The sequence below is a fragment of the Micromonospora sp. LZ34 genome (assembly GCF_052981855.1).
Genome location: NZ_JBRIQN010000010.1, coordinates 15,259 through 39,967, shown reverse-complemented (window position 1 = coordinate 39,967; position 24,709 = coordinate 15,259). Strand labels below are relative to the sequence as shown.

The following is a 24,709-nucleotide window of genomic DNA, read 5'->3' as shown; positions in this document are numbered from 1 at the left end:
CGGCCGGGCCCGGACGGGTGGCGGAGGCCGGCGGCGCACCGGCGACGGTCACCGCAGCCGGACCGGTCCGGCGTCGATCCGGGTGCGGAACAGCGCGTACGGCTTGCGACGCAGGTCCTGGCCGCCCTGGTACGGGGACTGCCGGTGCAACTGGTTGGCCGTGACGTACAGGTACCCGTCGCCGGCCACCGACATGGTGTCCGGCCAGAGCAGCCGGGGGTCGTGCACGAGCGTCTCGTACTCGCCGTCCGGGCGGCGGCGCAGCACCGCGTTGTGCTCGTAGGAGGTGAGGTAGAACCGCCCGGCGTCGTCGGTCTCCAGACCGTCCGAGCCGCCGCCCTTGTCGCCCTCGTCCACCACCGTCGCGGCGACGTCGGCCTCCGGGAGCGTGCGGTCGGTCAGGGCGTCGGTCGCCACGCTGTACCAGCGGCGGGACGCGAGCGGGCAGTAGTGCAGGCGGGAGCCGTCGGCCGAGATCGCGATGCCGTCCGAGCCCATCGCCACCGGCGTCGGCGGGCCGTCGGGCGGCCGGCGCAGGAAGGGCCGGCCCTCGACCACCGGCCGGAACGTCGCCAGCGGCTCCGCCTTCGTGGAGGGGTGCTCGTGCAGCCGCCGCCAGGACGCGCCGCTGGCCAGGTCCACCACGATGATCCCGTTCGGGCCGGAATCCGACGAGTCGGTGATGTACGCGACGCCGCCCTCCCCGCGGCGCAGGTCGAAGCGCACGTCGTTGAGGTAGGTGGTCGGCAGCGCCACGTCCGCCGGAAAGGTGATCACCTGGGCAACCGTGTCGGTGTCCAGGTCCACCCGGACCAGCTTCGGTCCGCCCGGCTCGGTCGGCTGGAACATCGGGCTGCCGGTGTCGAGCACCCAGAGCCGGTCGGCCGGATCGACCACCACGCTCTGCACCGAGACGAACGCCTCGGCGTCACCGTTCCTCGCCGGGCTGTTCCACCGCTGGTCGGGGAAGGGCACCTCCTGCCCGCCGCACAGCTCCACCACCGTGGCCGGGACCTCGTCGCCCCACTTCGGGAAGTTCACGAAGATCCGGCCGGTGTGCGAGACGGTCACCCCGGTCGGCATCGGCCCGGTGAACGTGTGCACCAGTTCCAGCCCGCCGACCGGCTCGTCGCCGACCGGGCCGTTCACGCCGTACCGTCCGGCCACCCACCCGCCGGTGCCACCGGTCCTCCACCGTCCTGCCCGATCCGCATGGTGATCCCTCCGGGTGCCCGCTGCAGGTCCCGGTCGACTTCCCGGGGCCGCCCGGGCGAAACCCGCCGCGGGACGGGGGCGGGCCCGGGCCCGCGGAGCCGCGCGGGCGGGCGGTGCCCAGGTCCCCGGCATGCCGGCCCGCCGCGACGGGTCCGCGGGCGAGGATGGCGTCATGACCGACTACGGACACGAGTTGATGTTCGGCACCTTCATCACGCCCACCGCGCACCCCGCCCACCAGGCCGTCGACCTCGCCGTGGTGGCCGACCGGGCCGGGCTCGACCTGGTCACCTTCCAGGACCACCCGTACCAGCCCCGGTTCCACGACACCTGGACCCTGCTGAGCTACGTGGCCGCGCGGACCGAGCGGGTCCGGCTCAGCGGCAACGTGATCAACCTGCCGTTGCGCCAGCCGGCGGTGCTCGCCCGCAGCGCCGCGAGCCTCGACCTGCTCAGCGGCGGCCGGTTCGAGCTCGGCATCGGGGCGGGCGCGTTCTGGGAGGCCATCGAGGCGATGGGCGGCCGGCGACTCGGCCCGGGCGAGGCGATCGGCGCGCTGGGCGAGGCGATCGAGGTCATCCGTGCGGTCTGGGCCGCGGACCAGCCCGGTGCGGTCCGGGTCAAGGGGGAGTACTACCAGGTCAACGGCGCCAAGCGGGGACCGGCGCCGGCCCACCGGATCGGCGTCTGGGTGGGCGCGTACAAGCCGCGGATGCTGCGGCTGACCGGGCGGCTCGCGGACGGCTGGCTGCCCAGCCTGGCGTACCTGCCGGGTGGGCCGGTCGACCTGGAGGGGATGAACCGGGTCGTCGACGACAGCGCCGCCACCGCCGGGCGCGAGCCCGCGGCGGTACGCCGGCTGCTCAACATCGCCGGACGGTTCGCCGAGACCGGACGGGCGCTGCTGGACGGGCCGCCGGAGCAGTGGGCGGAGGACCTCGCCGGGCTGACCCTCGACCACGGGGTCAGCGCCTTCATCCTCGCCGCCGACGACGCCGCCACCATCCAGCGGTTCGCGGCCGAGGTCGCCCCGGCCACCCGGGAACTGGTCGCCGCGGAGCGCGCTCGCCGCGCCGGCTGACGGAGTCTCACATCGCGCCGCGTCGGCCCGACTTCTTCCGCGGCTTGTCGCCGGTGGCGGTGATGACGCTGAACTGGCCGTCGGGCTCCATCCGGACCTCGCGTACCTCGCTGAGCTCGGCGATGCCCTGTTCCCGCAGCTCGGCGTGGAGTTCCTCGTCGGTGATGAACTCCCGGCGCAGGTTGTGGCGCAGGATCCGCCCGTCCCGCACCAGCACCAGCGAGCTGGGCCGGATCAGCCGGGCCGCCAGCCGCCACCGGTAGGCCAGCGCGTCCAGCAGGTACGACCAGCCGATGATCACCGCGACCAGGAGCACCCCGTCGGTGACCGAGCGGTAGTCGTCCGACATGCCGTTCTGCGCGGCGTCGGCGAGCAGCACGATGACCAGCAGGTTGGTGACGCCGGTGGTGCCGCTCTCCCGCTTCAGGATGACCCGGAGCAGGACGAACAGCGACAGGTACATCACGCTGCCCCGGGCGAAGATCTCCGGCAGCGGCGTGTCCGGGCGGAACACGGTTTCCCAGTCGGTCACGGCGGCACCTACCCGCCCGGCCGGTGCGCAATCCCCGGCGGCGGCCGCTGCCCGAGCGGACGGTCAGGGGTGCGGCGGTCCCGCCGGGTCGGCGCCGGCCGGCGTCGCCGATGACGCGGACCGGTCTCCGACGGTCAGGCAGACGCTCACCGTGGCGGTCATGCCGTCCGGACGCCGGGTCAGCATCAGCCCGCCGGTCAGCTCGCGGGCCAGCCACAGGCCGCGCCCACCGGGCACGTCCGCCGCGGGCAGCTGCACCGCGTCGGCGTCCGTGCCGGCGCCGCGGTCGTGCACCTCGCACACCAGCGCGTCGTCCTGGCGGCGCAGCTCGGCCCGGCCCGACCCGCCGCCGTGCCGCACCGCGTTGGTCACCAGCTCGTGCACGGCCAGGACGAAGTCCTCGGCGTCGTCACCGGCGAGTCCCGCCTCCGTGACGTGGCGGGTCAGCGCGTGGCGTACCTCGGTCGCCGTCTCGGCGGTGAACGCACCCGCCCACAGCGGCACCGACCGGTTCCCCACCGGCGCGCCGTCCGTCAGGTCGGCGCCTTCCCCCTGCCCAGGCCGCATACGGGCAGGATACGGGGGTTGCGCCCGGGCGCGACCGTTGCGCGATGGCAAGCAGCTCGTCCGAGACCGCGGCTCCGGCCACCGCCGGCGGGTCCGCCAACGCCGACGGCGCCAGCGCCCGCGGTGCTGGCGCCGCCGTCCGCGCGTCAGCCGCGGGCCTGCCGCTTGGCGGCCTGCGGGTCGGTGCCCTTCCCGACCTTCTTCAGGGCGTCGCGCAACTGGCCCTCGGTCATCTTCGAGTTGCCCTGGATACCCGCGTCGTGGGCGCGCTGGCGCAGGTCGTGGAGCTGAGTCCGATCAGCCATGTCAACCTCCCTCTCGAGCACGGCGCGAGGCGCACCTCGCGCCGTCGAACCCGCCGGCTTCCCGGGCTCGCAGGGGGCAAACCCGGTTGCCGCGAACCGGGTCGGGTGGGCGGGTCGTCCCCTTCCGTCGGGTGCCACCGGTTTCAACCACGGTGCGCGGGGGAGACGGCGATCCAGCTGAAGTGGCTGCGTACCCGGATGAAGCAGGCCGCCCCGCAGGCGCTCGTCGTCGCCGAGTGACCGACCGCTTCAGCGCACCGGGTCGTGGGTGCCGCGCGGCACCCCCGGGCGGCACCGGCGCACCCGGTCGGCGGCCATCCGGCCACCCACCGCCAACCCGTACCGCTGCAGTGCCGTCAACCCGTACGGTCCGCAGGTCGGCGTGAGCCGGCACCGGCCGGGCCAGTGCGGCGACAGCCATCGGCGGTAGCCCTGGATGGCCGCCACCCCCGCCCGGTCCAGCACCGGCGCCCGGGTCCTCGCCGCCGCGATCGAGCCGAGCGTCAGCAGGGTGGAGAACAGTCCGAGGTCGCAGCAGTCGCAGCAGCCGTCGGGGTTCTTCGACTTCGAGAACCGGGTTGACTGCCGGCGGTTCTCCCGGGCCTGTGCCCGGATGCGCCTGAACATGCGTACAGGATCCGCTACCGCCGCCACCCGCTGCCCGCCGTGCGGTCTCCCTCCGCTCGGGGAGCGGGTTCCCTCCGCCGCGGGACGGTTGCCGGCTACCCGGCACCTACGGTCGGGGCATGGCAATCAGATCCGATCGGCAGGTGCGCTGGCCCGGATACGCGATGGCGGTGCTGTTCCTCGGCTACGCCGCCGGCAAGGCCGTCTTCGCGGCGCAGGGCAGACTGGGGTTCCCGGGCGGACCGGTCGTGCCCGCCGAGGAGCACGAGCGCTACGCCCGCGACCTGATGGACGTGGCCCTGGCGCAGTGGCTCGCGGTCGCGACCGGCCTGCTGGGCGCCCTGCTCGCCCTGGCCACGGTGACCAGCCTGGGACGCCGGGTGCCCCGGGTGCTGATGCTGCTGGCGCTCGCCGGGGCGATGGCCTCGGCCGGCGCCGGCGCGGTCGTCATGGCCGCGGACGGGTTCGTCGGCCTCGGCGTGGGCTGGCGGTGGCAGCACGGCCTGCTCGGGATCGTCGTGCTTGGACTGTTGACGGCGACGACCTGGTCCTACGCCCGGGCGACCCGACCCGTCCGGGGCTGAGCGAACGACCACTGGGCCATCGCCGTGCGCCCCTGCCACCCGCCCCCGGGATGTCCGCCGCGGTCGCTAGGAGCGTCCGCCACGGGACCCGCCGCAAGTCACGCGGGTACCGGGCTCCGGTGGGTGGGTCGGGGGTTCGGGGTCAGCCGACGCTGATCCCGAACCCTGGTCTCCCCATGTGGTCGCGGGCGGCTACCGTTTCCGCAGACCAGCGCCGGGACGAAACCGACACCCGTCCAAAAGTCGGGCGAGCTGCTCACGCGCCGTCCGGGTGATGTGCTCGACCGTGACTTCTTTGGCCTGTCACGGCTCGGTCTCCACATTTCCGATCCCTTGACACCCCTGTGGGTCGCCCGTAACCTGACAGCAATCTCAACGTTAATGTTGCCGCCCGAGACGGCGGTTCTACATGAACGTTAATGGTGACGAGCGGAGTTAGCGTGACCCAGGCACCTGAAACCGTTGACATCGGCGAGCAGATCCGGCGGGCGAATCTGGCTTCGGATGTGCGGCTGTCCCGATTCAACCCGCTGCCCAGAATCCTTTGCCACGATGACTTCAACACCGGCCACCATGGCTGGACAGAACTGATCGGCAATCACGACCAGAAGGGTGACCTCTCCGTCGTCGACGACCACATGCGCGACTTCCGGCCGCCGCAGCTGAGCGCGTGCAACTTCTTCGACATCGGCACCCACGGGGCCATGTCCGGGACCTACGCGCTGAAGGTGGCCACCAAGCCGGTCACCGGCCACACCGGTGTGGCCATCCGCCGGCTGACCATGGCCGGACGCGGGAAGGTGCAGTTCGAGACCTACTTCTCCTATAACGCGGAGGCGGCATCGGCCGAGAATCGCGCCGCTGAGCAGGCCGGCAGCAGTGGGTGGGACGCCAACTTCCACCCCTCCGAGACCCAGTTCGGTGCGCTCACCGTTGCCACCGATATCTGTGACGGCACCCGGTACCACACCGTCATGCGCTACCTGAACACCGACCTGGACAACAAATTGACCCGGCAGTGGGTCTACCCCACGGTCCCCGAGCCGACGCCGCGCGAGCACTTCGAGGGAAAGCTCAAGCTCCCTCGCACGGCGGACTTCACTGCTCCCGACCCGGCCGACTGGAGCCCGGTGGGCGAGCCTCAGGAACTGTGCTACAACGAGGTGCCGACAAAGGTCAACTGGCATTATCTGCGATGGGTCATCGACACAAAAACCCGGAAGAACGTCGAGCTTCAGGTGAATGACCGGATTATGGATCTCTCCGATGTCCCGGTCCCGCCGTACAGCGAAAAGTACGGCTCGCTGAACAATCTGCTCAACTTCTACGTCAGCGTTCGTACGCACACGAACGTCCGCAATTTCGTGTACCTCGACTCCGTCCTTATCTCGACGGATTGGTAGGCCAATTCCATGCACCATTCCATGACCGCGGTTCTTGAGCGCGACGGCATCACCGGACCGAAGTACGTCACCGAGCCGTACGAGGTCGCCTGGGCCCGGGAGGCCCGCTGGTTCCTGCGGGTACTCGACCTGCCGGCCGGCGTGCAGCGGGTCGACTGCACCGTCCAGGTCTCCCCGGACGGCCTGTACTGGTGTGACCTTGACGAGGCGACCACCACCGTCGACGGGGCGGGGGTGTGCACCTGGACCACCCGAGAGTTCGGCGGCTGGCTGCGGCTGCGCGCCACCGTGCACGGCGACAACGCGGACACCCAGGTTCCCACCCTGATCTATCTCGCGCTGAAGGCCTGACGACGCCCCTCCGGCTCGCCGATGGCCTGGCCCCTTCTGAGGAGAAGGCGATGGACAACGACATCACCATCAACCGCCGGCGCTTCCTGACAGTCGCTGGCATCGGAGCGGCGAGTGCCTTCCTGGCATCCTGCGGGGTGGCGGGCGGCGACGCGGAGAAGGCGAAGGCGGCCCTCCAGGTCTGCTTCGCACAGCCGATCACCGATCTGGACCCGCTCAGCGCGAACACGACCGTGGATGAGCCGGCGCTCATGGCGCGCCGGCTCATCTTCGACACGCTGGTGCGCCGCAAGGGCGACACCTACACCCCAGCCCTGGCCAAATCCTGGACCCGACCGGACCCGCAGACCTGGGTCTTCACCCTGCGCGACGACGTGACGTTCCACGATGGCACCAAGCTGACCGCGGACGACGTGGTCGCTTCGATGAAGAAGGCGATCAGCAAGACCACCAACCTCTCCGCCCTCTGGGCGTCGGTGAAGTCGGCGGAGGCGACCAACCCGACCACTGTCACCGTCCGCACCGACGGGCCGCTGGGCACCCTGCTGGTCAACCTCACCCTGCTGTTCATCCCACCGGGCAACCGGCTGGAGGACCCGGAGTTCTTCCGCAAGCCGGTCGGCAGCGGCCCCTACCGGGTGGACGCGTTCGCCCCCTCGTCCAAGCTCAGCCTGGTCAAGGCCGACAGATACTGGGGCGAGGCCGCGAAGAGTCCGGCGATCGACCTGCCGTACATCCCGGAGACCTCCACGGCGATCACCTCGCTGCTGACCGGGGACGTGGACGCGTTCTGGCCGGTACCGCCGGACCAGGTGCGCGACGTGTCCGGCAAGGGCGGCGTGAAGGTCGACCGGGTGCCGAGTTACGTCTACTTCCTCAACTGGTTCAACTGCTCCCGCAAGCCCTTCACCGATCCCCGGGTACGCCGGGCGATGTGGCACGCCGTGGATGTCAACAACATCGTCCGCGACCTGTACGCGGAGTCGGCCACGGTGATGGACTCGCCGATCCCGTCCACAGTCTTCGGCGCTGCGCCGCAGCAGCCGTACGCCTACGACCCGGACCGGGCGAAGCAACTGCTCGCGGAGGCCGGCCTGGCCGGCGGGTTCAAGACCTCGATGATGTGGTTCGCCACCAGCGGACCGCTGATCTCCCAGCTGGCCCAGTCGATGATCGCGAGCTGGGCGAAGGTGGGCATCGAGGTCGAGGCCCAGCAGATCGAAAAGGCGGCCTGGCTGACCCGGCTCAACAAGCTCGACTGGGACATGGAGCTGCAGACCAACACGGTCACCACCGGCGACGCCGACTTCACCCTCGGCCGGCTGTACACCTCGCAGGCCAACCGGATGGGCTACCGCAACCCGGCACTGGACGACCTGCTTGCCAAGGCGCGCGGCTCGTCGGACCAGGCGGAGCGGAAAGCGCTGTACGCGCAGGCGTGCAAGAGCATCTGGGACGATGCCGTCGGGATCTTCCCGGCGACCATCACCACCGCTTACGCGATACGTGACACGGTGCAGGGCTTCACGCCGGTTCCCAGCAACCAACCGGATCTGTCCACAGTGATGATGGGAGGCTGAGCGGTCCCTGGAGATCGCCGACGTCACCATGAACCCACCCCGGCGCGTCACATTGCACGACATCGCCACCTCGGTCGGCCTGTCGGTCAACACCGTCTCCCGCGCGCTCGCCGGCAAGAGCGCCGTGAGCAAGGAGACCCGGGCGATGATCAAGGCCGAGGCGGAACGGCTCGGCTACGTCCCGAACACCATGGCCAGGTCACTGGTCCTTGGTCAGGCCATGACCATCGGGGTGGTCATCACCAACCCCTCGAACCCGTTCTACTCCCGCATGATCAGCGCGATCGAACAGCGCGGCAGCGCTCTGGGCTACTCAGTGCTGCTGATGGTCTCCGAGGAGAACCACGACAACGAGTTGCGGGCCGTGGACTCGATGATGCGCTGGGGTGTCGACGGGGCGTTGGTGGTGCCGGTGCAGCCCGAAGTCGATCACTGGCGCCGGCTTGTGTCCGCTGGCACCGAGATGGTGCTGGTCAACCGGGACCTGCCGGATCTCGACTGCGACTTGGTCGGGATCGACTACGGGCAGAGCGCCTACGAGGCCACACTGCATCTGCTCGACACCGGGGTGGAGCGGGTCTACCTCCTGGAGGAGGACCTGAAAATCTCCACCGTGAGCGCCCGGGTGGACGGGTTCCACCGGGCGCTCACCGAACGGGGGGTGCCGTCGGAGTCGGTACGCGTGCTGCGCGTACCGACCCGCCGGCAGGCCGCGAGCACCCTACCGTGGGAACCGGCGGAGGCGTACGAGCTGGCCCGGGCCCTCGTGGCCGAGGTGCCGCCGCGCTCCGGGATCCTGGTCGGCAACGACTACTTCGCCCTCGGGGTCTACCGCGCGTTCACCGAGGCGGGCCGCATGATCGGTGGCGAGGTGGCAGTCGTCGGCTTCGGCGACCACCCGTTCTCCGCGTACCTCAACCCGGCGCTGAGCAGCGTCCGGCTGCCCGCCCAACAGGTCGGCACCGCAGCTGTCGACCAGCTCGTCGCCCGGATCGGCCGGCCTGGGTCCGCCGAGCCCCGGGCCAGGGTCCACTTCCCCGGTGAACTGATCGTCCGGGCGTCTTCCACCCACCGGTACTCCACTGCCGCCGACCGCGGGAGCAGCTGATGCTCAGGTTCGTGTTGAAACGGCTCGGTCAGGCGGTGCTGATCATCCTGGCCTCGCTGACGGTGGTCTTCCTCGTCGTCCGGGTCGCTCCTGGTGACCCGGCCGCGTTGATCCTCGGTGCGTCGGCCAGCCAGTCCGACATCGCCGAGCTGCGTCGGGAACTCGGCCTGGAGGAGCCGCTGCTGCGGCAGTACGTCACTTTCCTGCAGGGCGTCCTGCAGGGTGACTTCGGTGTCTCCTGGCGGCTCGGCGGCGACGCCCTCGGCAACGTGCTCGACCGGCTGCCGGCCACCCTCCAACTGTCCGCGTTCGCGCTGCTCATCACGATCGCGGTCGGCTTCCCGCTCGGCGTGGTCAGCGCGCGGCGGGCCGGCTCGTGGATCGACCGGCTGATCTCCGTGCCCACGCTGCTCGGTCAGGCGCTGCCGTCGTTCTGGGTCGGCGTCATGCTGATCCTGGTCTTCTCCCGCACCCTGAACGTGCTGCCGGCGACCGCCGACGGAACGGTCGCCTCCCTGGTGCTGCCGTCGGTAACGCTGGCGCTGCCGTTCCTCGGCTGGCTGGCCCGGCTGGTGCGTAACGGCGTGCTGGAGGAGTTGGGCAAGGACTACGTACGCACCGCGCGGTCCAAGGGCGTGGACAGCTGGGTGGTCTTCTACCGGCATGTGGTCCGCAACATGATGATCCCGGTGGTCACCCTGCTAGGGCTGCTGGTCGGCAACTTCATCGCCAACGCGGTGATCATCGAGGTGGTCTTCGCCTGGCCCGGCATCGGATCGCTGATGATCGACTCAATCACCAACCGCGACTACTCCGTGGTGCAGGCGGTCATCATGACCATCACCGTCGCCTATGTCCTGCTGAACCTGCTGGTCGACTTCCTCTACGTCAAGCTGGATCCGCGGCTGAATCCGGAGCACATGTCATGACACTCAACCCAGTGTCCCCGGAGCGGGCACCGGCCGGCACCGGAACACCTGCGGCACCGCCCCCCGCGCCGACACGCCGTCGGGTGCCGCCCCGCGCTTGGATCGCCCTGACCTTCCTCGGCCTCGTCGTGCTGGCCGCTGCCGTCGGGCCGATGCTGCTGCCCTACTCGGCCACCGAGACCGACCTGCCCAACCGGCTGCTCCCACCGGGGGCGAGACTCTCCGACGGTGGGGTCGCGCTGCTCGGCACCGACCAGCTCGGCCGCGACCTGCTCGCCCAGATCCTGGCCGGCAGTCGGGTGTCCGTGATCGTCGGTCTGGCCACCGTGCTGATCGGCGGCTTCGTCGGCATGGTGCTCGGGCTGCTGGCCGGTTACTTCGGCGGCTGGGTCGACACGCTCATCTCCCGCCTCGGCGACGTGCAGCTGGCCTTCCCCAGCGTGCTGCTGGCCATCCTCATCGCCGGGGTGCTCGGACCCAGCCTCACCAACATCATCATCGCCCTGGCGGTGACCCGATGGGTCATCTTCGCCCGGGTGGTCCGGGCGTCCGCGATCACCGTGCACGGCCTTGAGTACGTCGATTCCGCCCGGGTTATGGGCGCCGGCCACGTGCGGATCCTGGTCCGCTACATTCTCCCGTCCTGCTGGGCTCCGCTGCTGGTGGCCGGCACGGCGCAGATCGGACTCGCCATGGTGGCCGAGGCGTCACTGAGCTTCCTCGGCCTCGGCGTACCGGTCACCCAGGCGTCCTGGGGGGCGACGATCTCTGACGGACGCGACTACCTGTCATCGGCCTGGTGGATCTCGACCCTGCCCGGGGTGGCGCTCGCCCTAGTGGTCGTGGCGGTCGGCCTGGTCAGTGACGCCTACCGCGACCACACCGACCCGAGGGCGGCGCTGTGACCGACACCCGACCGCCGGACGGCGGCACCCACACCCCGACCGGCACCCACACACCGACCGGCACCGGCGCACCCGCGGGCACCGGCGCCGCATCGCTGATCAGCCTGACCGACCTGCGGTTGAGCCTGGGACACGGCGCCGGCGCGGTGGATCTGGTCCGCGGCGTGAGCCTCGACGTGCCGCGCGGCACGACGCTGGCGGTCGTTGGCGAGTCCGGCAGCGGCAAGAGCCTCATCGCGCTGTCCATGATGGGCCTGCTGCCGTCCGGCGTCACCGTCGGCGGCGGGGACATCGTCTTCGACGGCACACCGGTGGCCCGGCTGACCGAACGCGAATGGCAGCCGCTGCGCGGCCGGCAGCTCGGCATGATCTTCCAGGACCCGCTGTCCGCGTTGAACCCGTGCATCCGGGTCGGCGACCAGATCGCCGAGATGTTCCGGCGCCGGGCCGGGCTGGGCCGCCGCGAGGCACGCGATCGCGCGGTGGAGTCGATGGTCGAGGTCGGCATCCCGGACGCCGAACGCCGGGCCCAGTCGTACCCGCACGAGTTCTCCGGCGGAATGCGCCAACGGGTCATGATCGCGATGGCCCTGTCGCTGCAGCCGCAACTGCTCATCGCCGACGAACCCACCACCGCGCTCGACGTCACCGTGCAGGCGCAGATCATGCGGCTGCTGGTGGCACGCAAGCAGGCACGCGGGCTCACCATGATCCTGATCAGCCACGACCTCGGGGTGGTGTCCCGCTCCGCCGACTCGGTGGCCGTCGTGTACGCCGGCCGGGTCGTCGAGTCCGGGCCGAGCCGGGAGGTCCTCACCCGGCCCGCCCACCCGTACACGGTGGGGCTGATGCGCTCGGTGCCCGACCGCCGCCGGCCGGGCGCGGCGCTGGAGGCCATCCCCGGCCAGCCGCCGGACCCGCGCACCGTTCCGTCCGGGTGCGCCTTCCACCCCCGGTGCCCCATGGCACGGGACCGGTGCCGAACCGAGGTGCCCGCGCTGCGGCCCGTCGGGCCGGCCCGGGCCAGCGCCTGCCACTTCGCCGACGAACTCGCCGGCGATGGCCCGAACCTGCCCAAGGCCAGCGAGGTGAGCGGACATGTCTGAGCGGACACCGGTCCTGCGACTGCGAGACCTGCACGTCGACTACCGGCTTTCCGGCGGGTTGTTCTCCCGCGGCCGCCGGGTGCGGGCGGTGGCCGGGGTGAACCTGGTCGTGCCGGCCGGCAGCACCGTCGGCATCGTGGGGGAGTCCGGCTGCGGCAAGTCCACCCTGGCCCGGACCATCGTGGGACTGCTTCCGCCAGCCAGCGGGCAGGTGCTGCTCGGCGACGTGGACCTGCCCACCGCCTCCCGGGGCACCCGCCGCCGGTTGCGACCGGACGTGCAGATGGTCTTCCAGGACCCGTACGCGTCGCTGAACCCGTGGATGAGCGTCCGCGACCTGATCAGCGAACCCTGGCAGATCCATCCGGGGATCGTGCCGCAGGAGCGGTGGGACGCCGAGGTCGACCGGCTGCTCGAACTGGTCGGACTGCGACCCAGCCAGCGCGGGCTGCGACCGCACCAGTTCTCCGGCGGCCAGCGGCAGCGCATCTGCATCGCCCGGGCCCTCGCCGTACGGCCGAAGGTGATCGTCTGCGACGAGGCGGTCTCCGCGCTCGACGTGTCGATCCGGGCGCAGATCCTCAACCTGCTGCGCGACGTGCAGGCCGACACCGGGGTGTCGTACGTCTTCGTCTCCCATGACCTGGGCGTGGTGCGGCACGTCGCCGACACGGTAGCGGTCATGTACCTCGGTCGCTTCGTCGAACAGGGCCCCACCGACGAGGTGTTCGCTGCGCCGGCCCACCCGTACACCCAGGCGCTGCTGTCCGCCGCACCGGCGGTTAACGACTGGCGGCACGACCGGCCCGAGGAGATCGTGTTGACCGGTGAGGTGCCCTCACCGCTCGCGCCACCCACCGGCTGCCGGTTCCGGACCCGCTGCTTCAAGGCCCAGCCCACCTGCGCTCAGGTCGAGCCGGAACTCACCGACCGGGCGACCGGGCGCCACGTCGCCTGCCACTTCGCCGAGGCCGACGCGCGGTACGGAATCGCCGGCTGACCCCCACCCCACGACAGCGAGGAGGACCCGTGCCGGAAACGATGCGAGCGGTGGTCTGCCACGGCCCGGCGACTACCGACTGGAACAGGTGCCGGTGCCGGTCCCCGGCCCCGGTGAGGCGCTGGTCCGGGTGGAGGCCGTCGGCATCTGCGCCAGCGACCTGAAGGGCTACCACGGGGCGACCCAAGTTCTGGGGCGACGGGACGCGTCCGGCGTGGGCGGAGACGCAGGTGGTGCCGGGCCATGAGTTCGTCGGCGAAGTGGTCGCCCTGGACGACGCGGCCCGCGCCCGGTGGGGCGTCGAGGTCGGCGACCGGGTGGTCTCCGAACAGATCGTGCCCTGCTGGGAGTGCCGGTACTGCCGGCGCGGCCAGTACTGGATGTGCGCCCCGCACGACATCTACGGTTTCAAGCGCCGCACGCCCGGTACGATGGCTCGTACATAGTGTTCCCGGCCGGTGCCCTGGTGCACCGGGTCTCCCCGGACCTGCCCCCGGCGCACGCGGCGTTCGCCGAGCCGCTGTCCTGTGCGCTGCACGCCGTCGAGCGCGGCGGCATCACCTTCGACGACGTGGTGGTGGTCGCCGGGTGCGGGCCAATCGGTCTGGGCATATTTCCACGTCTCGTTCGCCTGGTACGGCCCGGACGGGTGGCTCACCGACGTGACCGCCTACGGGGACACCGCGATCGCGCACCTCAACCGGGTCGGCCGGGGAAGGCTGGGAACTGGTCTCCGTCGTCGAGGACGTGAACAACGTCCAGGGCAGCACCGAGGTGCACCGCTATCACCTCAAGAGCGTGCTCGCCTAACCCGCGGCTGCCCGGCAGCCGCGTCCGCCGCCGGTCAGTCCGGCCTCAGGCGGTGCGATCGGCGATCTTGAGGGGGACGCCCTGGGCCCGGAGTGGGGCGAGCTGGGATTCGCTCGCGCCGGCGTCCACGATGACCAGGTCGAACGCGGTCAGCGGCGCGAGCTGGTGCAGCCCGTTCTTGGTAAACTTGCTGTGGTCAATGAGCAGCACCCGGTGGTTGGCGGCCTCCATCAGCGCGCGCTTGACGGCCACCGTCTCCTGTGACTGGTGGTAGCAGTGCCCGTCGGTCACCGCAGTGGTGGACATGAACAGCACGTCGGCCCGTAGTGACCGGATGGTGTCGGTGGTCTGCATGCCGAGGAAGGCGTCGTACGCCGGGTAGTAGGCGCCGCCGAGACCGATGAGGTCGACTCCCGGCTCACCGGCGAGCAGCTTCAGCACGGCCAGGAAGTTGCTGATGACGGTCAACGGGCCGCGGCTCGGCAGCAGCTCCGCGACCGCCAGCCCAGTGGTGCTGTCGTCGATCATGATGGCGGTGCCTGGGGTGACGAGTTCGAGCGTTGCGTGGGCGAGGTCCCGCTTCTCGGCCGCCATCGCCTGCACCCGGTGGCGTACGTCGCCGTGGTGGACGGCGGACGGTTGCGCGGTCGCGCCACCGCGCACCTTGCGCAGCCAGCCCTCGCTCTGCAGCGCGTCGAGGTCGCGATGGATGGTCATCAGGCTCACGCCCTGCGCCTCGGCGAGGTCTTCGATCTTGACGAAGCCCTCGTCGATGACCCGCCGGCGAATCTGCTCGCGCCGCTCGCGGGGGTTCAGCGGCGGGGCCGCCTCAGGCAGGGTGTTGACGCTGGCGACGTCGTGGGCCACCGAGCTGCCTCCTGTCGTGGGTGCCGAGCGGTCCGGTCGGGTGGGTGGGGTCCGATCCGCGTTGCCGGCGCATGCCGCAACCTACCGCGTCCGTCTCCGGCGCGCGCTTGGGGCGACGCTCTGCGTAACACCACCGCGAGATTCTGATGAGAAGATAACACCCTCCTATGCGCCGACATACGCCCGAATACTGGAGTTCTGCGCGGGGGTTGACCTCGAACATCACAGCAACGTTGTGGTTTATGTCAGGCGCTTGACATCTCTGCAGTCGCTGATGTTCTGTTCGTAACACAAGCTACCTCCGTCGTCGCGGACGGTCTTGTCGGACCGTTCGGGATGGCTGCCGACGCCGGACGCACCCACCACCCTCGCAACCGGGGTGCGGCCGGACCACTTGAGGAGTGCGTCATGAAGAGAATCCCCCTGCGGGCACTCGTCGCCGTCTCCGCGACGCTGCTCGCCCTCGCCGCCTGTGCCCCCACCGACGACGACGCCGGCGGCGGCTCCGGCAGCGGCGCGGAGAACGCGAAGATCGCGTTCCTGATGCCGGACATCGCTTCGACTCGCTACGAGCAGTACGACGCTCCGCTGTTCAAGGCCAAGGTGAAGGAGCTCTGCCCCAAGTGCGAGGTGCTCTACCAGAACGCCGGGGCTGACGCGTCGAAGCAGCAGCAGCAGGCCAACTCCGTCCTCGCCCAGGGCGTCAAGGCGATCGTGCTCGACCCGGTCGACTCGGCCGCCGCCGCCACGATCGTCAAGTCGGCGCAGGCCCAGAAGGTCCCAGTCATCGCCTACGACCGGCCCATCCCGGACGCGAAGGCCGACTACTACGTCTCCTTCGACAACGAGAAGATCGGCTCGCTCATCGCCCAGTCGCTGGTGGACCACCTCAAGGAGACCAACGCGCAGGGCGGCATCCTCGAGGTCAACGGCTCGCCGACCGACGCCGCCGCGGGCCTGATCAAGAAGGGCATCCACTCGGCCGTCGATTCGAGCGGGTTCAAGCTGCTGGCCGAGTACGACACCCCGGGCTGGCAGCCGAGCAAGGCGCAGGAGTGGGTGAGCGGACAGATCACCCAGTTCCCGGGCCAGGTCGCCGGTGTGGTGGCCGCCAACGACGGCACCGGAGGCGGCGCGATCGCCGCGTTCAAGGCCGCCGGCGTGAAGGTCCCGCCGGTGACCGGCAACGACGCGGAGCTGGCCGCGATCCAGCGCATCATCGCCGGTGACCAGTACAACACGATCTCGAAGCCGATCAAGATCGTGGCCGAGGCGGCTGCGGAGATCGCGTACAAGTTCGTCCAGGGCGACAAGCCGGCGGGCGAGACCACCCTGTTCGACACCCCGTCGAAGCTGTTCACCCCGACGGTCGTGACGCAGCAGAACGTCGCTGAGGTGATGTTCGGCCCGGACGGCGCGCTGAAGGCAGCCGACGTCTGTACCGCGGAGTACAAGGCCGCCTGCGACAAGCTCGGAATCAAGTAGGCGGGTCCGGCCCCTCGTCGCCACGGTGACGAGGGCCGACCCCGCACCATCGCCCCGCTCCGCGGAGCCACCGTCCCACCGTCCCCGAAGGACCGCCATGTCGCCAACGCCGACCAGCCAACCTCCGGAAGCCGAGGCAGACACCGTCCTGTCGCTCCGCGGCATCACCAAGACCTTCGGCGCCGTCGCCGCCCTGACCGGCATCGACCTCGACGTGGCCGCCGGCCAGGTGGTGGCGATCGTCGGCGACAACGGCGCCGGCAAGTCGACCCTCGTGAAGATCCTCTCCGGGGTCCACGTTCCGGACTCCGGGACGATCAGGTTCGAGGGCAACGAGGTCACCATCCCGAACCCGGCCGCCGCCCACCAGCTCGGCATCGCCACGGTCTTCCAGGATCTCGCGCTGTGCGAGAACCTCAACGTGATCGAGAACCTCTTCCTCGGCCACGAACTGCGCGGGCTGCGCCTCGACGACGTGGCCATGGAGGTCCGCTCGTGGGAGCTGCTGCGGCAGCTGTCCGCGAAGATCCCGACGGTACGGATCCCTGTCGCCTCGCTCTCCGGCGGGCAGCGGCAGACCGTGGCCATCGCCCGCTCGCTGCTGGGCGATCCCAAGATCGTGATCCTGGACGAGCCCACCGCCGCCCTCGGCGTGGCGCAGACGGCCGAGGTGCTCAACCTCATCGAGCGGCTCCGTGGGCGCGACCACGGCGTCATCATGATCAGCCACAACATGGCGGATGTGAAGGCCGTCGCCGACAAGGTGGCTGTGCTGCGGCTCGGCCGCAACAACGGGGTCTTCGCGGTGGACGAGGTCTCACCCGAGGACATCATCGCCGCGATCACCGGCGCCACCGACAACGTCGTCGCCCGACGTAGCGCGCGGCGCGCCCAGCCGACCACGACCATCGAAGGGAGGACTCAGCCGTGACCGAGGTCCACACCGCCGCGCCGGCCCCTTCCGGCCCGACCGACCTGCACGACGAGCGGCTGCGTCAGCACACCGGCGTCGGTGGGGCGGTGACCGCTTTCATTGACCGGGTACGCAGCGGGGACCTCGGGTTCCTTCCCGTGGTGGCCGGGCTCGTCGTCATCTGGACGGTGCTGCAGTCGCTCAACCCGATCTTCCTGTCCAGCGCCAACCTGGTGAACCTCACCCTGGAGATCGCACCGGTCGGCGTGATCGCGCTTGGCGTCGTGTTCATCCTTCTGGTCGGCGAGATCGACCTGTCGGTCGGCTCGGTCAGCGGTCTGTCCGCCGCGGTCATGGCCGTGCTCTTCGTCGACCGCGGCCTGCCGGCCTGGTTCGCGGTCGCCGCGGCCGCCGTCATGGGCGCCGCGCTGGGCTGGGTCTACGGCCAGCTTTTCAACCGGTTCGGCGTCCCCAGCTTCGTCATCACCCTGGCCGGCCTGCTCGGCTTCCTCGGCCTCCAGCTCTGGGTGCTCGGCGCCAAGGGCTCCATCAACCTGCCGTTCGACTCCGGTCTGGTGACCTTCGCGCAGCTGGCCTTCCTGCCGGCGTGGCTGTCGTACACCCTGGTCGGTGTGGGCGCCGTGGCCTGGTTCCTGAGCGGCTACCTGCACGCTCACGCCCGGCGACGCGCGCAGCTGTCCGCCGCTTCGGTGCAGTACCTCGCCGTCCGCAGCATCCTGCTCGCCGTCGGGCTTGGCGCGGTCGTCGCCTACCTGCAGCAGACCCGTGGCGTCGGCTGGATGTTCGTGCTGTTTCTCGCCCTCGTCCTGGCCATGCACTACGTGCTCCGGAGGACGAAGTACGGCAAGGCGGTGTACGCGATCGGCGGCAACGTCGAGGCGGCCCGGCGCGCCGGCATCAACGTCAAGGCCGTCTACACCTCCGTCTTCATGGTCTGCACTACGCTCGCCGCCATCGGTGGCGTCCTGGCCGCGGCCCGGCTCGCGGCGGCCAACCAGAGCAGCGGGGGTGGCGACGTCAACCTGAACGCCATCGCGGCCGCCGTCATCGGTGGCACCAGCCTCTTCGGCGGCCGGGGCAACGCCTTCGCCGCGCTGCTCGGGATCGTGGTGATCCAGTCGATCTCCAGCGGGCTGACCCTGCTGAACCTGGACTCGTCGTTCCGGTTCATGGTCACTGGCGCCGTCCTGCTGATCGCCGTGACGCTGGACTCGGTGGCACGCCGGTCCCGGGCGGCGCACGGCCGGGGCTGAGCAGGAGGAGGAAAGATCGTGGCAGCCATCTGCATCGACGCCGGCACGACGATGATCAAGGCGGTCGGCTACGACGACAGCGGCCTGGCGTCCGTCGTCGTCCGGGAACCGGCCATCGCGCAGCGGCCGAAGTCCGGCTGGGTCGAGCAGGACATGCGCCAGGTCCGGGACGCGGTGTTCCGCGCGGTCCGGGGCGTCCGCGTCCAGCTGCACGGTGAGATCGAGTTCGTCGCGCTCACCGCGCAGGGCGACGGCTGCTGGCTGGTCGACGCGGCCGGCGCCCCGACCGGTCCGGCCGTGCTCTGGAACGACGGCCGGGCCGCCTCGGTGGTACGGCGCTGGTCCGAGGCCGGCCTGCTACCCGAGGCGTTCCGCCGCAACGGTTCGGTGACCTTCCCCGGCCTGCCCAACGCGATCCTCAGCTGGCTGCGGACCCACGACCCGGATCGACTGGCCCGCTCGGCCGCCGTACTGACCTGCGGCGGCTGGCTCTTCGCCCAGCTCACCGGCGCCGTCGTGATGGAGGAGTCGGACGCCTCGGCGCCCTTCGTGGAGCTGCGCACCGGCCGGTACGCCCCGCGGCTGTTCGACCTGTTCGACCTGGCCTGGGCGCAGCGGCTGCTCCCACCGGTGGCGCAGGGCGCGGAACGGGTGGCCCCGCTGCGGGCCGACGCCGCCGCCGAACTCGGGGTGCCGGCCGGTACGCCGGTCGTGATCGCCCCCTACGACATCGCCGCCACGGCGATCGGCGCCGGCGCGGTCCACCCCGGCCAGGCGTGCAGCGTCCTCGGCACCACCCTCTGCACCGAAGTGGTGACCGACGAGGTGTCGCTCGGGGACGAGCCGCTCGGCGCGACCGTCGCGCTCGGTGTGCCGGGCCGACACCTGCGGGCCATGCCGACGCTGACCGGCACCGAGGTGCTGACCTGGGCGTGCGGGCTACTCCGCCTGAACCACCCCGGAGACCTGATCGACCTGGCGGGCCACGCGTCGGTCGGCGCCGGCGGCCTGATGTTCCTGCCCTACCTGTCGCTGGCCGGCGAACGGGTGCCGTTCGTCGACCCGCAGGCGCGGGGAATGCTGTTCGGCCTCTCGGTGGAGCACGGCCGGGAGCACATCGCCCGCGCCGTCGTCGAGGGGCTCACCCTCGTCATCCGCGACTGCCTGGCCGCCTCGCAGGTGACGCCGACGGGGCTGGTGATTTGCGGCGGCGGCGCGGTGAACGCGACCTGGGCGCAGCTCATCGCCGACGTGGTCGGGGTACCCGTGCGGCGTACCGCCGACGCCGAGGTCGGCGCCCGCGGGGCGTTCGTGGTCGGAAAGCTGGCCACCGGGGCGATGGCCACGGTGGAGGACGCGGTCGCCGCGTACGTGCGGGTCCAGGACTCGTTCCTGCCGGACCCGGTGCGGACGCGGCGCTACGCCGACCTGCTCGGGGAGTTCGTCCGCCTGCGCCGGCACGCGGCGACGGTGTGGCCGCAGCTGGCGGCCCTGCGCGAGGAGGGGGACGGGTGACCCGGCCGGAGGACGACGGCGTCTGGATCGGGCTCGATCTCGGCACGCAGAGCGTGCGGGCCCTGGCCGTCACCGGCCGAGGTATAGCGGTCGGCATGGGCAGCTCGCCGCTGACCAGCCACCGCGACGGCGACCGGCACGAGCAGGATCCGCGACAGTGGTGGGCCGCCGTGTCCGCCGCGGCGCGGGCGGCGCTGGCCGACGTCGCACCGGCCAGCGTCCGGGGAGTCGCCGTGGACGCCACCTCCGGCACGTTGCTCCTGGTGGACCGGGCCGGCGAGCCGGTGACCCCGGGCGTCATGTACGACGACTCCCGCGCGGCCGCCGAGGTCGAGCGGGTGAACGAGATCGGCGCGGCGACCTGGGCGGCGCTTGGGTACCAGCGCATGCAGCCCGCCTGGGCGCTGCCGAAGCTGCTCTGGCTGCTGCGGCACCACCCCGGCGCGGCGGACGCGCACCGGCTGGCGCACCAGAGCGATGTGATCAACCGGCGCCTGGTCGGGCACGAGGTGCCAACCGACCTGAGTAACGCGCTCAAGACCGGTGCCCACCTGGTCGACGCCGACTGGCCGGCCGCCGTCCTCGACGCGCTAGGCGTGCCCGGTGAGCTGCTGCCGCCGCTGGTGCGGTCCGGCACCCGTCTCGGCACGGTCTGCGCCGACGCCGCCGAGCAGACCGGCATCCCCGCCGGCACCCCGGTGTTCGCCGGCATGACCGACGGGTGCGCGGCGCAGCTCGGGTCCGGGGCGCTGCGGGTCGGCAGCTGGAACTCAGTGCTCGGCACCACGCTGGTGCTCAAGGGCGTGGCCCGGCAGCCGGTCCACGACCCGGCCGGGGTGGTCTACTCGCACCGCGGCCCGAACGACACCTGGCTGCCCGGGGGCGCGTCCAGCACCGGGGCGGGAGCCGTCTCGCGCGACTTCCCGGCCGCCGATCTCGACGCCCTCAACCGCGCGGCGACGTCCCACGAGCCCGCGACTGTCCTGTGCTACCCGCTGGTCGCCACCGGGGAACGCTTCCCGTTCGTGGCCCCCCAGGCCCGCGGGTTCCTGCTCGGCGAGCCGGCCGGGGAGGCTGACCGGTTCGCAGCGGTGCTGCAGGGGGTCGCGTACCTGGAACGGCTCTGCTTCGCCTACCTGCACCTGCTCGGCGCGCCGTTGGACGGCGAGCTGGTGCTGACCGGCGGCGCCACCCGCAGCGGGTACTGGAACCAGCTGCGTGCCGACATCCTCGGCCGGCCAGTGGTGTTGCCGGAGAACGCCGAGCCCGCGCTCGGCATGGCGATCCTCGCCGCGGCGGCCGACCGGGACCCGGTCGAGGTCGCGGCGGCCATGGTGCGGGTGCGGGCGGTCGTGGAGCCACGCGAGGGAGCGCACCACCGGTTCACGCCGGGATATCTGCGGCTGGTCGAGGTGCTCGAGCAACGGGGCTGGCTGGCACCGGCTGCGGCCGCACACGCACGGGAAAGGACCGCCTTATGACCACCCTCGTCCTCGTCCGCCACGGGGAGACCGTCTGGCACGCGGACAACCGGTACGCCGGTGTCAGCGACATCTCGCTCACCGCCCGTGGGCACGACCAGGCCGCGCAGCTGGCGGCCTGGGCCGCGACGGCAGGATTGTCCGCTGTCTGGACCTCCACCCTGAGCCGCGCCCAGCTCACCGCCGCGCCCTGCGCCGAGGCCGCCGGCACGCCGCTGTGGGCCGACGAACGCCTCCGCGAGCTGGACTTCGGTGACGGCGAGGGGCTGACCCGCGCGGAGATGCGGGAGCAGTTCCCAGAGGCGCTGGACGCCTTCCACGCCGATCCGGTCGCGGACCACCTGCCCGGCGGGGAGGACCCGGCCCACGCGGCGCAGCGGTTCACCGCCTGCCTGTGCGACATCGCGGCCGAGCATCCGGACGGCCGGGTGCTCGTGGTCGCGCACACGACCGCGATCCGGCTGGCCCTGTGCCAGCTGCTCAGGGTGCCACTGCGGGAGTATCGCCGGCTCTTTCCGTTCGTCCGCAACTGCGCCCTGACCGAGATCCGGCTGGACGGTGACCGGGTCGCCGTACTCGAGTTCAACGCCCCGATCGCCCGGCAAGTCGCGTGAGCCACGTCCCGTCCGCCGAAACCGCGACAACCCTGGGAGATCCTCTGATGAGCGTCCGCCTGCTCGCCGCCGGCGACCACTTCGTGCTCAACCGTCTGCTCGTCGACGCCGTACGCGCCGAGGTCCCCGACGGTCTCGACATCAGGCAGCTGACGCTGCCCTGGCCGGTCGAGCCGTTCGGACCGGTGGCAGAGGTGCACGAGGCGTCCGGCACCGAGGACGAGCTGATCGAGGCGCTGCGCGGGGTGCGCATCTGCGTCACGCAGATGGCCCCGATCACGCGGAAGGTGCTCGAGGCGGCACCGGACCTCGAGCTGGTCTGCGTCAGCCGCGGCGGGCCGGTCAACGTCAACCTCGAGGCGGCGACCGAGCGGGGGGTGGCCGTCTGTTCCGCGCCGGGTCGCAACGCGGCCGCCACCGCCGAACACACCGTCGCCATGATCCTCGCCGCCATCCGCCGGATCGCGTCGACGCACCAGGACCTCCTCCACGGCACCTGGCGGGGTGACTACTACCGCTACGACAGCGTCGGACCGGAGCTGGGCGGCAGCAGGGTGGGCCTGGTCGGCTTCGGCGCCATCGGCAGCCGGGTCGCCCGCATCCTCCACGCGTTCGGCGCGCGAGTCCTGGTGCACGACCCCTACGTCACCGCCGACCAGGTGAACGGGATCGCCGAGTTGACGTCCCTCGACGACCTGCTGCTGCGGTCGCACATCGTCTCCCTGCACGCCCGGGTCACCCCCGAGACCACCGGGATGATCCGTGCCGCGCAGCTGGCCGCGATGCCGGCCGGTTCGGTGATCGTCAACTGCGCCCGGGGCGCGCTGCTCGACTACGACGCCGTATGCGACGCCCTCGACGCCGGGCACCTGTTCGGTGCGGCCTTCGACGTCTTCCCGGAGGAACCGATCCCGGCCGGCTCCCGCCTGCTCTCCACGCCGAACATCGTGCTGACCCCGCATTTGGCCGGGGCCAGCAAGGAGACCGCCGCGAACGCGGCCCGCATCGTTGCCGGCGAGGTGGGCCGCTATCTGCGCGGCGAACCGCTCCGCTACTGCGCGAACCCGTAGGTGCGGAGCTGACCGGAACGGGCGGGGGAGCTGCGGTGGGACTCACCGCAGCTCCCCCGCTCGACGGTCGGCGCCGTAGCCGAGGCCGGCGGCGGGGTAGAGAGGGAAGTCGGCGAGCAGCTCGGCGGCCTGCTTGCTCACCTTGTCCGCCAGGGCCGGGTCGAGCACGTCTTGGCCTTGGACGCGGTGCCGTCCGGGTTCGCTCCCGTGGTGGTCTGGGCTGAGGACGGCAGTCGATCACCGCCGCTTGGACGGTCTCGACGCGTCAGTAGCGGGTCACCTCGACCGCCCGCCTCCATATGGCGGCAAGGTCGGTGAGGTCCTTGGTGCGTCGGGACAAGATCGGCGCTGTTGCGTTGTGGGATCGACGGAAACGTTGAACCGGCGTCGGGTCCGCGGTCAGATCGCCAGGGCGAGGTCGGCGAACGCCGAAGACACGCGCGTTGCCGGCGGGACGTCGACGGCGAGTTCGTAGTGTCCGCGGCGCAGGTTCTGCATGAACGCGTGACCGGCGATGATCACCTGTGCTGTCTTGTCCGTTCGTAGTCCGCGCATCGGTCTCAACCGGTGTTTCAGCTGGCCGTGATCGGCTTCGATCGGATTATTGACGTAGGTGCCGTTGCGTTATCTGATCGGGAGACGCGGAACGCCCGGGTCGGGTCCGCGTCAGATGACCCGGGCGAGGTCGCTGAACGCCGAAGCGACTCGGAGCTTGGGCTGATTGTCGAGCCCGAGTTCATAGTGTCCGCGGCGGAGGTTCTGGATGAGTGCGTGTCCGGCGATGATCACTTGTGCGTTCTGGTCGGTCCGGAGCCCGCGCATCGGTCGTAACCGGTGCTTGAGCTGACTGTGGTCGGCCTCGATCGGATTGTTGGCGTGCTGCTCGACGTGGTGCCAGGCCGAGGGGATCAGGTCGTCGAGCACGGCGGGGTAGACCGGGGCGGCGTCGGTGACGACTTCGCTGGGCGTCACCTTCAGCGCCTTCAGCGCCCGCTGGAAGAACCGGCGGGCCGTCGCGGCATCACGGCGCGCCGAGACGAGCACGTCAATGACCTGCCCTTGCTGGTCGATCGCGCGGTAGACGTAGCGCCACACGCCGTTGACCCTGACGTAGGTCTCGTCGACGAACCACCGATCACCGGGGGAGTGGCGGGCGAACCGGGCCGCGTCGGCCAGCAGCGGCGTGAACCGTTGCACCCACCGGAACACGGTGACGTGGTCGACCTCGACACCGCGCTCAGCCAGGAGTTCCTCCACGTCCCGATAGGAGAGGTTGTAGCGCAGGTACCAGCGGACCGCGACGACGATCACCTCTGCGGGGAACCGGAACCCGGTGAACGCCGACTTCGGCGGCGACCAGGGACGACGAGGACTCGACCGCTGCACC

Annotated in this window: 25 protein-coding genes and 3 pseudogenes; 19 read left to right on the top strand and 9 right to left on the bottom strand. The window is 71.1% G+C overall.

What is annotated here, in order from left to right:
* Positions 1-48: 48 nt before the first annotated feature.
* Positions 49-1,167, bottom strand: coding sequence for an L-dopachrome tautomerase-related protein (locus ACVCAH_RS13435; protein ID WP_447136438.1), 1,119 nt, complete (start codon positions 1,165-1,167; stop codon positions 49-51).
* A gap of 220 nt (positions 1,168-1,387) precedes the next feature.
* On the opposite strand from ACVCAH_RS13435, the gene ACVCAH_RS13430 reads away from it, so the two are divergent.
* The gene (locus ACVCAH_RS13430; protein WP_447136437.1) at positions 1,388-2,296 is read left to right on the top strand and encodes an LLM class flavin-dependent oxidoreductase; all 909 of its coding nucleotides are present in this window, start codon (positions 1,388-1,390) and stop codon (positions 2,294-2,296) included.
* Between the two features lie 7 nt (positions 2,297-2,303).
* Here ACVCAH_RS13430 and ACVCAH_RS13425 read toward each other — a convergent pair whose 3' ends face one another.
* From ACVCAH_RS13425 to yidD, 4 genes are all read right to left on the bottom strand, one after another.
* Complete coding sequence (locus ACVCAH_RS13425; RefSeq protein ID WP_447136436.1) at positions 2,304-2,828, bottom strand: DUF421 domain-containing protein; 525 nt, start codon at positions 2,826-2,828, stop codon at positions 2,304-2,306.
* 63 nt (positions 2,829-2,891) lie between these two features.
* Positions 2,892-3,395 (bottom strand): ATP-binding protein, encoded by a 504-nt coding sequence (locus ACVCAH_RS13420; protein WP_447136435.1) that lies wholly within the window; start codon positions 3,393-3,395, stop codon positions 2,892-2,894.
* Between the two features lie 146 nt (positions 3,396-3,541).
* Positions 3,542-3,700: a hypothetical protein gene (locus tag ACVCAH_RS13415; protein WP_447136434.1), complete on the bottom strand. Its 159-nt coding sequence runs from the start codon at positions 3,698-3,700 to the stop codon at positions 3,542-3,544.
* A 249-nt stretch (positions 3,701-3,949) separates the two neighbouring features.
* Complete coding sequence (gene yidD / locus ACVCAH_RS13410; protein WP_447136433.1) at positions 3,950-4,327, bottom strand: membrane protein insertion efficiency factor YidD; 378 nt, start codon at positions 4,325-4,327, stop codon at positions 3,950-3,952.
* Positions 4,328-4,446: 119 nt separating this feature from the next.
* Here yidD and ACVCAH_RS13405 point away from each other — a divergent pair, with 119 nt between their 5' ends.
* From ACVCAH_RS13405 to ACVCAH_RS13355, 11 genes and pseudogenes are all read left to right on the top strand, one after another.
* Positions 4,447-4,911 (top strand): hypothetical protein, encoded by a 465-nt coding sequence (locus tag ACVCAH_RS13405; RefSeq protein WP_447136432.1) that lies wholly within the window; start codon positions 4,447-4,449, stop codon positions 4,909-4,911.
* A gap of 440 nt (positions 4,912-5,351) precedes the next feature.
* Positions 5,352-6,314, top strand: a complete 963-nt coding sequence (locus ACVCAH_RS13400; protein WP_447136431.1) for a DUF6772 family protein — start codon at positions 5,352-5,354, stop codon at positions 6,312-6,314.
* A 21-nt stretch (positions 6,315-6,335) separates the two neighbouring features.
* Positions 6,336-6,665: a hypothetical protein gene (locus tag ACVCAH_RS13395; protein ID WP_447136430.1), complete on the top strand. Its 330-nt coding sequence runs from the start codon at positions 6,336-6,338 to the stop codon at positions 6,663-6,665.
* Between the two features lie 50 nt (positions 6,666-6,715).
* Positions 6,716-8,245 carry an ABC transporter substrate-binding protein gene (locus ACVCAH_RS13390; RefSeq protein ID WP_447136429.1) on the top strand — a complete coding sequence of 510 codons (1,530 nt, stop codon included), beginning with the start codon at positions 6,716-6,718 and terminating at the stop codon, positions 8,243-8,245.
* A gap of 28 nt (positions 8,246-8,273) precedes the next feature.
* Positions 8,274-9,353 carry a LacI family DNA-binding transcriptional regulator gene (locus ACVCAH_RS13385; RefSeq protein WP_447136428.1) on the top strand — a complete coding sequence of 360 codons (1,080 nt, stop codon included), beginning with the start codon at positions 8,274-8,276 and terminating at the stop codon, positions 9,351-9,353.
* Positions 9,353-10,282: an ABC transporter permease gene (locus tag ACVCAH_RS13380; RefSeq protein ID WP_447136427.1), complete on the top strand. Its 930-nt coding sequence runs from the start codon at positions 9,353-9,355 to the stop codon at positions 10,280-10,282. The genes ACVCAH_RS13385 and ACVCAH_RS13380 overlap by 1 nt, the downstream gene beginning before the upstream one ends.
* 83 nt (positions 10,283-10,365) lie before the next feature.
* Positions 10,366-11,187 (top strand): ABC transporter permease, encoded by an 822-nt coding sequence (locus tag ACVCAH_RS13375; protein ID WP_447136426.1) that lies wholly within the window; start codon positions 10,366-10,368, stop codon positions 11,185-11,187.
* Positions 11,184-12,293 (top strand): ABC transporter ATP-binding protein, encoded by a 1,110-nt coding sequence (locus ACVCAH_RS13370; RefSeq protein ID WP_447136425.1) that lies wholly within the window; start codon positions 11,184-11,186, stop codon positions 12,291-12,293. The genes ACVCAH_RS13375 and ACVCAH_RS13370 overlap by 4 nt, the downstream gene beginning before the upstream one ends.
* On the top strand, positions 12,286-13,293 hold the full coding sequence (locus ACVCAH_RS13365) for an ABC transporter ATP-binding protein (RefSeq protein ID WP_447136424.1): 1,008 nt from the start codon (positions 12,286-12,288) through the stop codon (positions 13,291-13,293). The genes ACVCAH_RS13370 and ACVCAH_RS13365 overlap by 8 nt, the downstream gene beginning before the upstream one ends.
* Positions 13,294-13,334: 41 nt before the next feature.
* Positions 13,335-13,906: pseudogene (locus ACVCAH_RS13360) on the top strand (alcohol dehydrogenase catalytic domain-containing protein); the annotation flags it as partial.
* 1 nt (position 13,907) lies between these two features.
* Positions 13,908-14,103, top strand: a pseudogene (locus ACVCAH_RS13355) (hypothetical protein); the annotation flags it as partial.
* Between the two features lie 45 nt (positions 14,104-14,148).
* Here ACVCAH_RS13355 and ACVCAH_RS13350 read toward each other — a convergent pair.
* Positions 14,149-14,970, bottom strand: coding sequence for a DeoR/GlpR family DNA-binding transcription regulator (locus tag ACVCAH_RS13350; RefSeq protein ID WP_447136423.1), 822 nt, complete (start codon positions 14,968-14,970; stop codon positions 14,149-14,151).
* A 408-nt stretch (positions 14,971-15,378) separates the two neighbouring features.
* Here ACVCAH_RS13350 and ACVCAH_RS13345 point away from each other — a divergent pair, with 408 nt between their 5' ends.
* The 7 genes from ACVCAH_RS13345 (at position 15,379) to ACVCAH_RS13315 (ending at position 23,322) form a co-directional block, all read left to right on the top strand.
* Positions 15,379-16,455 (top strand): ABC transporter substrate-binding protein, encoded by a 1,077-nt coding sequence (locus ACVCAH_RS13345; protein WP_447136422.1) that lies wholly within the window; start codon positions 15,379-15,381, stop codon positions 16,453-16,455.
* A 97-nt stretch (positions 16,456-16,552) separates the two neighbouring features.
* The gene (locus ACVCAH_RS13340; RefSeq protein ID WP_447136421.1) at positions 16,553-17,386 is read left to right on the top strand and encodes an ATP-binding cassette domain-containing protein; all 834 of its coding nucleotides are present in this window, start codon (positions 16,553-16,555) and stop codon (positions 17,384-17,386) included.
* Positions 17,383-18,642 carry a sugar ABC transporter permease gene (locus tag ACVCAH_RS13335; RefSeq protein ID WP_447136420.1) on the top strand — a complete coding sequence of 420 codons (1,260 nt, stop codon included), beginning with the start codon at positions 17,383-17,385 and terminating at the stop codon, positions 18,640-18,642. Before ACVCAH_RS13340 ends, ACVCAH_RS13335 begins: the two co-directional genes overlap by 4 nt.
* Before the next feature lie 18 nt (positions 18,643-18,660).
* Positions 18,661-20,157: an FGGY family carbohydrate kinase gene (locus tag ACVCAH_RS13330; RefSeq protein ID WP_447136419.1), complete on the top strand. Its 1,497-nt coding sequence runs from the start codon at positions 18,661-18,663 to the stop codon at positions 20,155-20,157.
* Positions 20,154-21,638, top strand: a complete 1,485-nt coding sequence (locus tag ACVCAH_RS13325; protein ID WP_447136418.1) for an FGGY-family carbohydrate kinase — start codon at positions 20,154-20,156, stop codon at positions 21,636-21,638. Before ACVCAH_RS13330 ends, ACVCAH_RS13325 begins: the two co-directional genes overlap by 4 nt.
* Positions 21,635-22,252 (top strand): histidine phosphatase family protein, encoded by a 618-nt coding sequence (locus tag ACVCAH_RS13320; protein ID WP_447136417.1) that lies wholly within the window; start codon positions 21,635-21,637, stop codon positions 22,250-22,252. The genes ACVCAH_RS13325 and ACVCAH_RS13320 overlap by 4 nt, the downstream gene beginning before the upstream one ends.
* A 47-nt stretch (positions 22,253-22,299) precedes the next feature.
* Positions 22,300-23,322 (top strand): 2-hydroxyacid dehydrogenase, encoded by a 1,023-nt coding sequence (locus tag ACVCAH_RS13315; protein ID WP_447136416.1) that lies wholly within the window; start codon positions 22,300-22,302, stop codon positions 23,320-23,322.
* A gap of 42 nt (positions 23,323-23,364) precedes the next feature.
* Here the strand turns inward: ACVCAH_RS13315 and ACVCAH_RS13310 are convergent, their stop codons facing one another.
* The 3 genes and pseudogenes from ACVCAH_RS13310 to ACVCAH_RS13300 form a co-directional block, all read right to left on the bottom strand.
* Positions 23,365-23,490 carry a hypothetical protein gene (locus ACVCAH_RS13310; RefSeq protein ID WP_447136415.1) on the bottom strand — a complete coding sequence of 42 codons (126 nt, stop codon included), beginning with the start codon at positions 23,488-23,490 and terminating at the stop codon, positions 23,365-23,367.
* Positions 23,491-23,721: 231 nt separating this feature from the next.
* Positions 23,722-23,925 (bottom strand): annotated as a pseudogene (locus ACVCAH_RS13305) (DDE-type integrase/transposase/recombinase); the annotation flags it as partial.
* A 63-nt stretch (positions 23,926-23,988) separates the two neighbouring features.
* Positions 23,989-24,708, bottom strand: a complete 720-nt coding sequence (locus ACVCAH_RS13300; protein WP_447136414.1) for an IS6 family transposase — start codon at positions 24,706-24,708, stop codon at positions 23,989-23,991.
* Position 24,709: the final 1 nt, after the last annotated feature.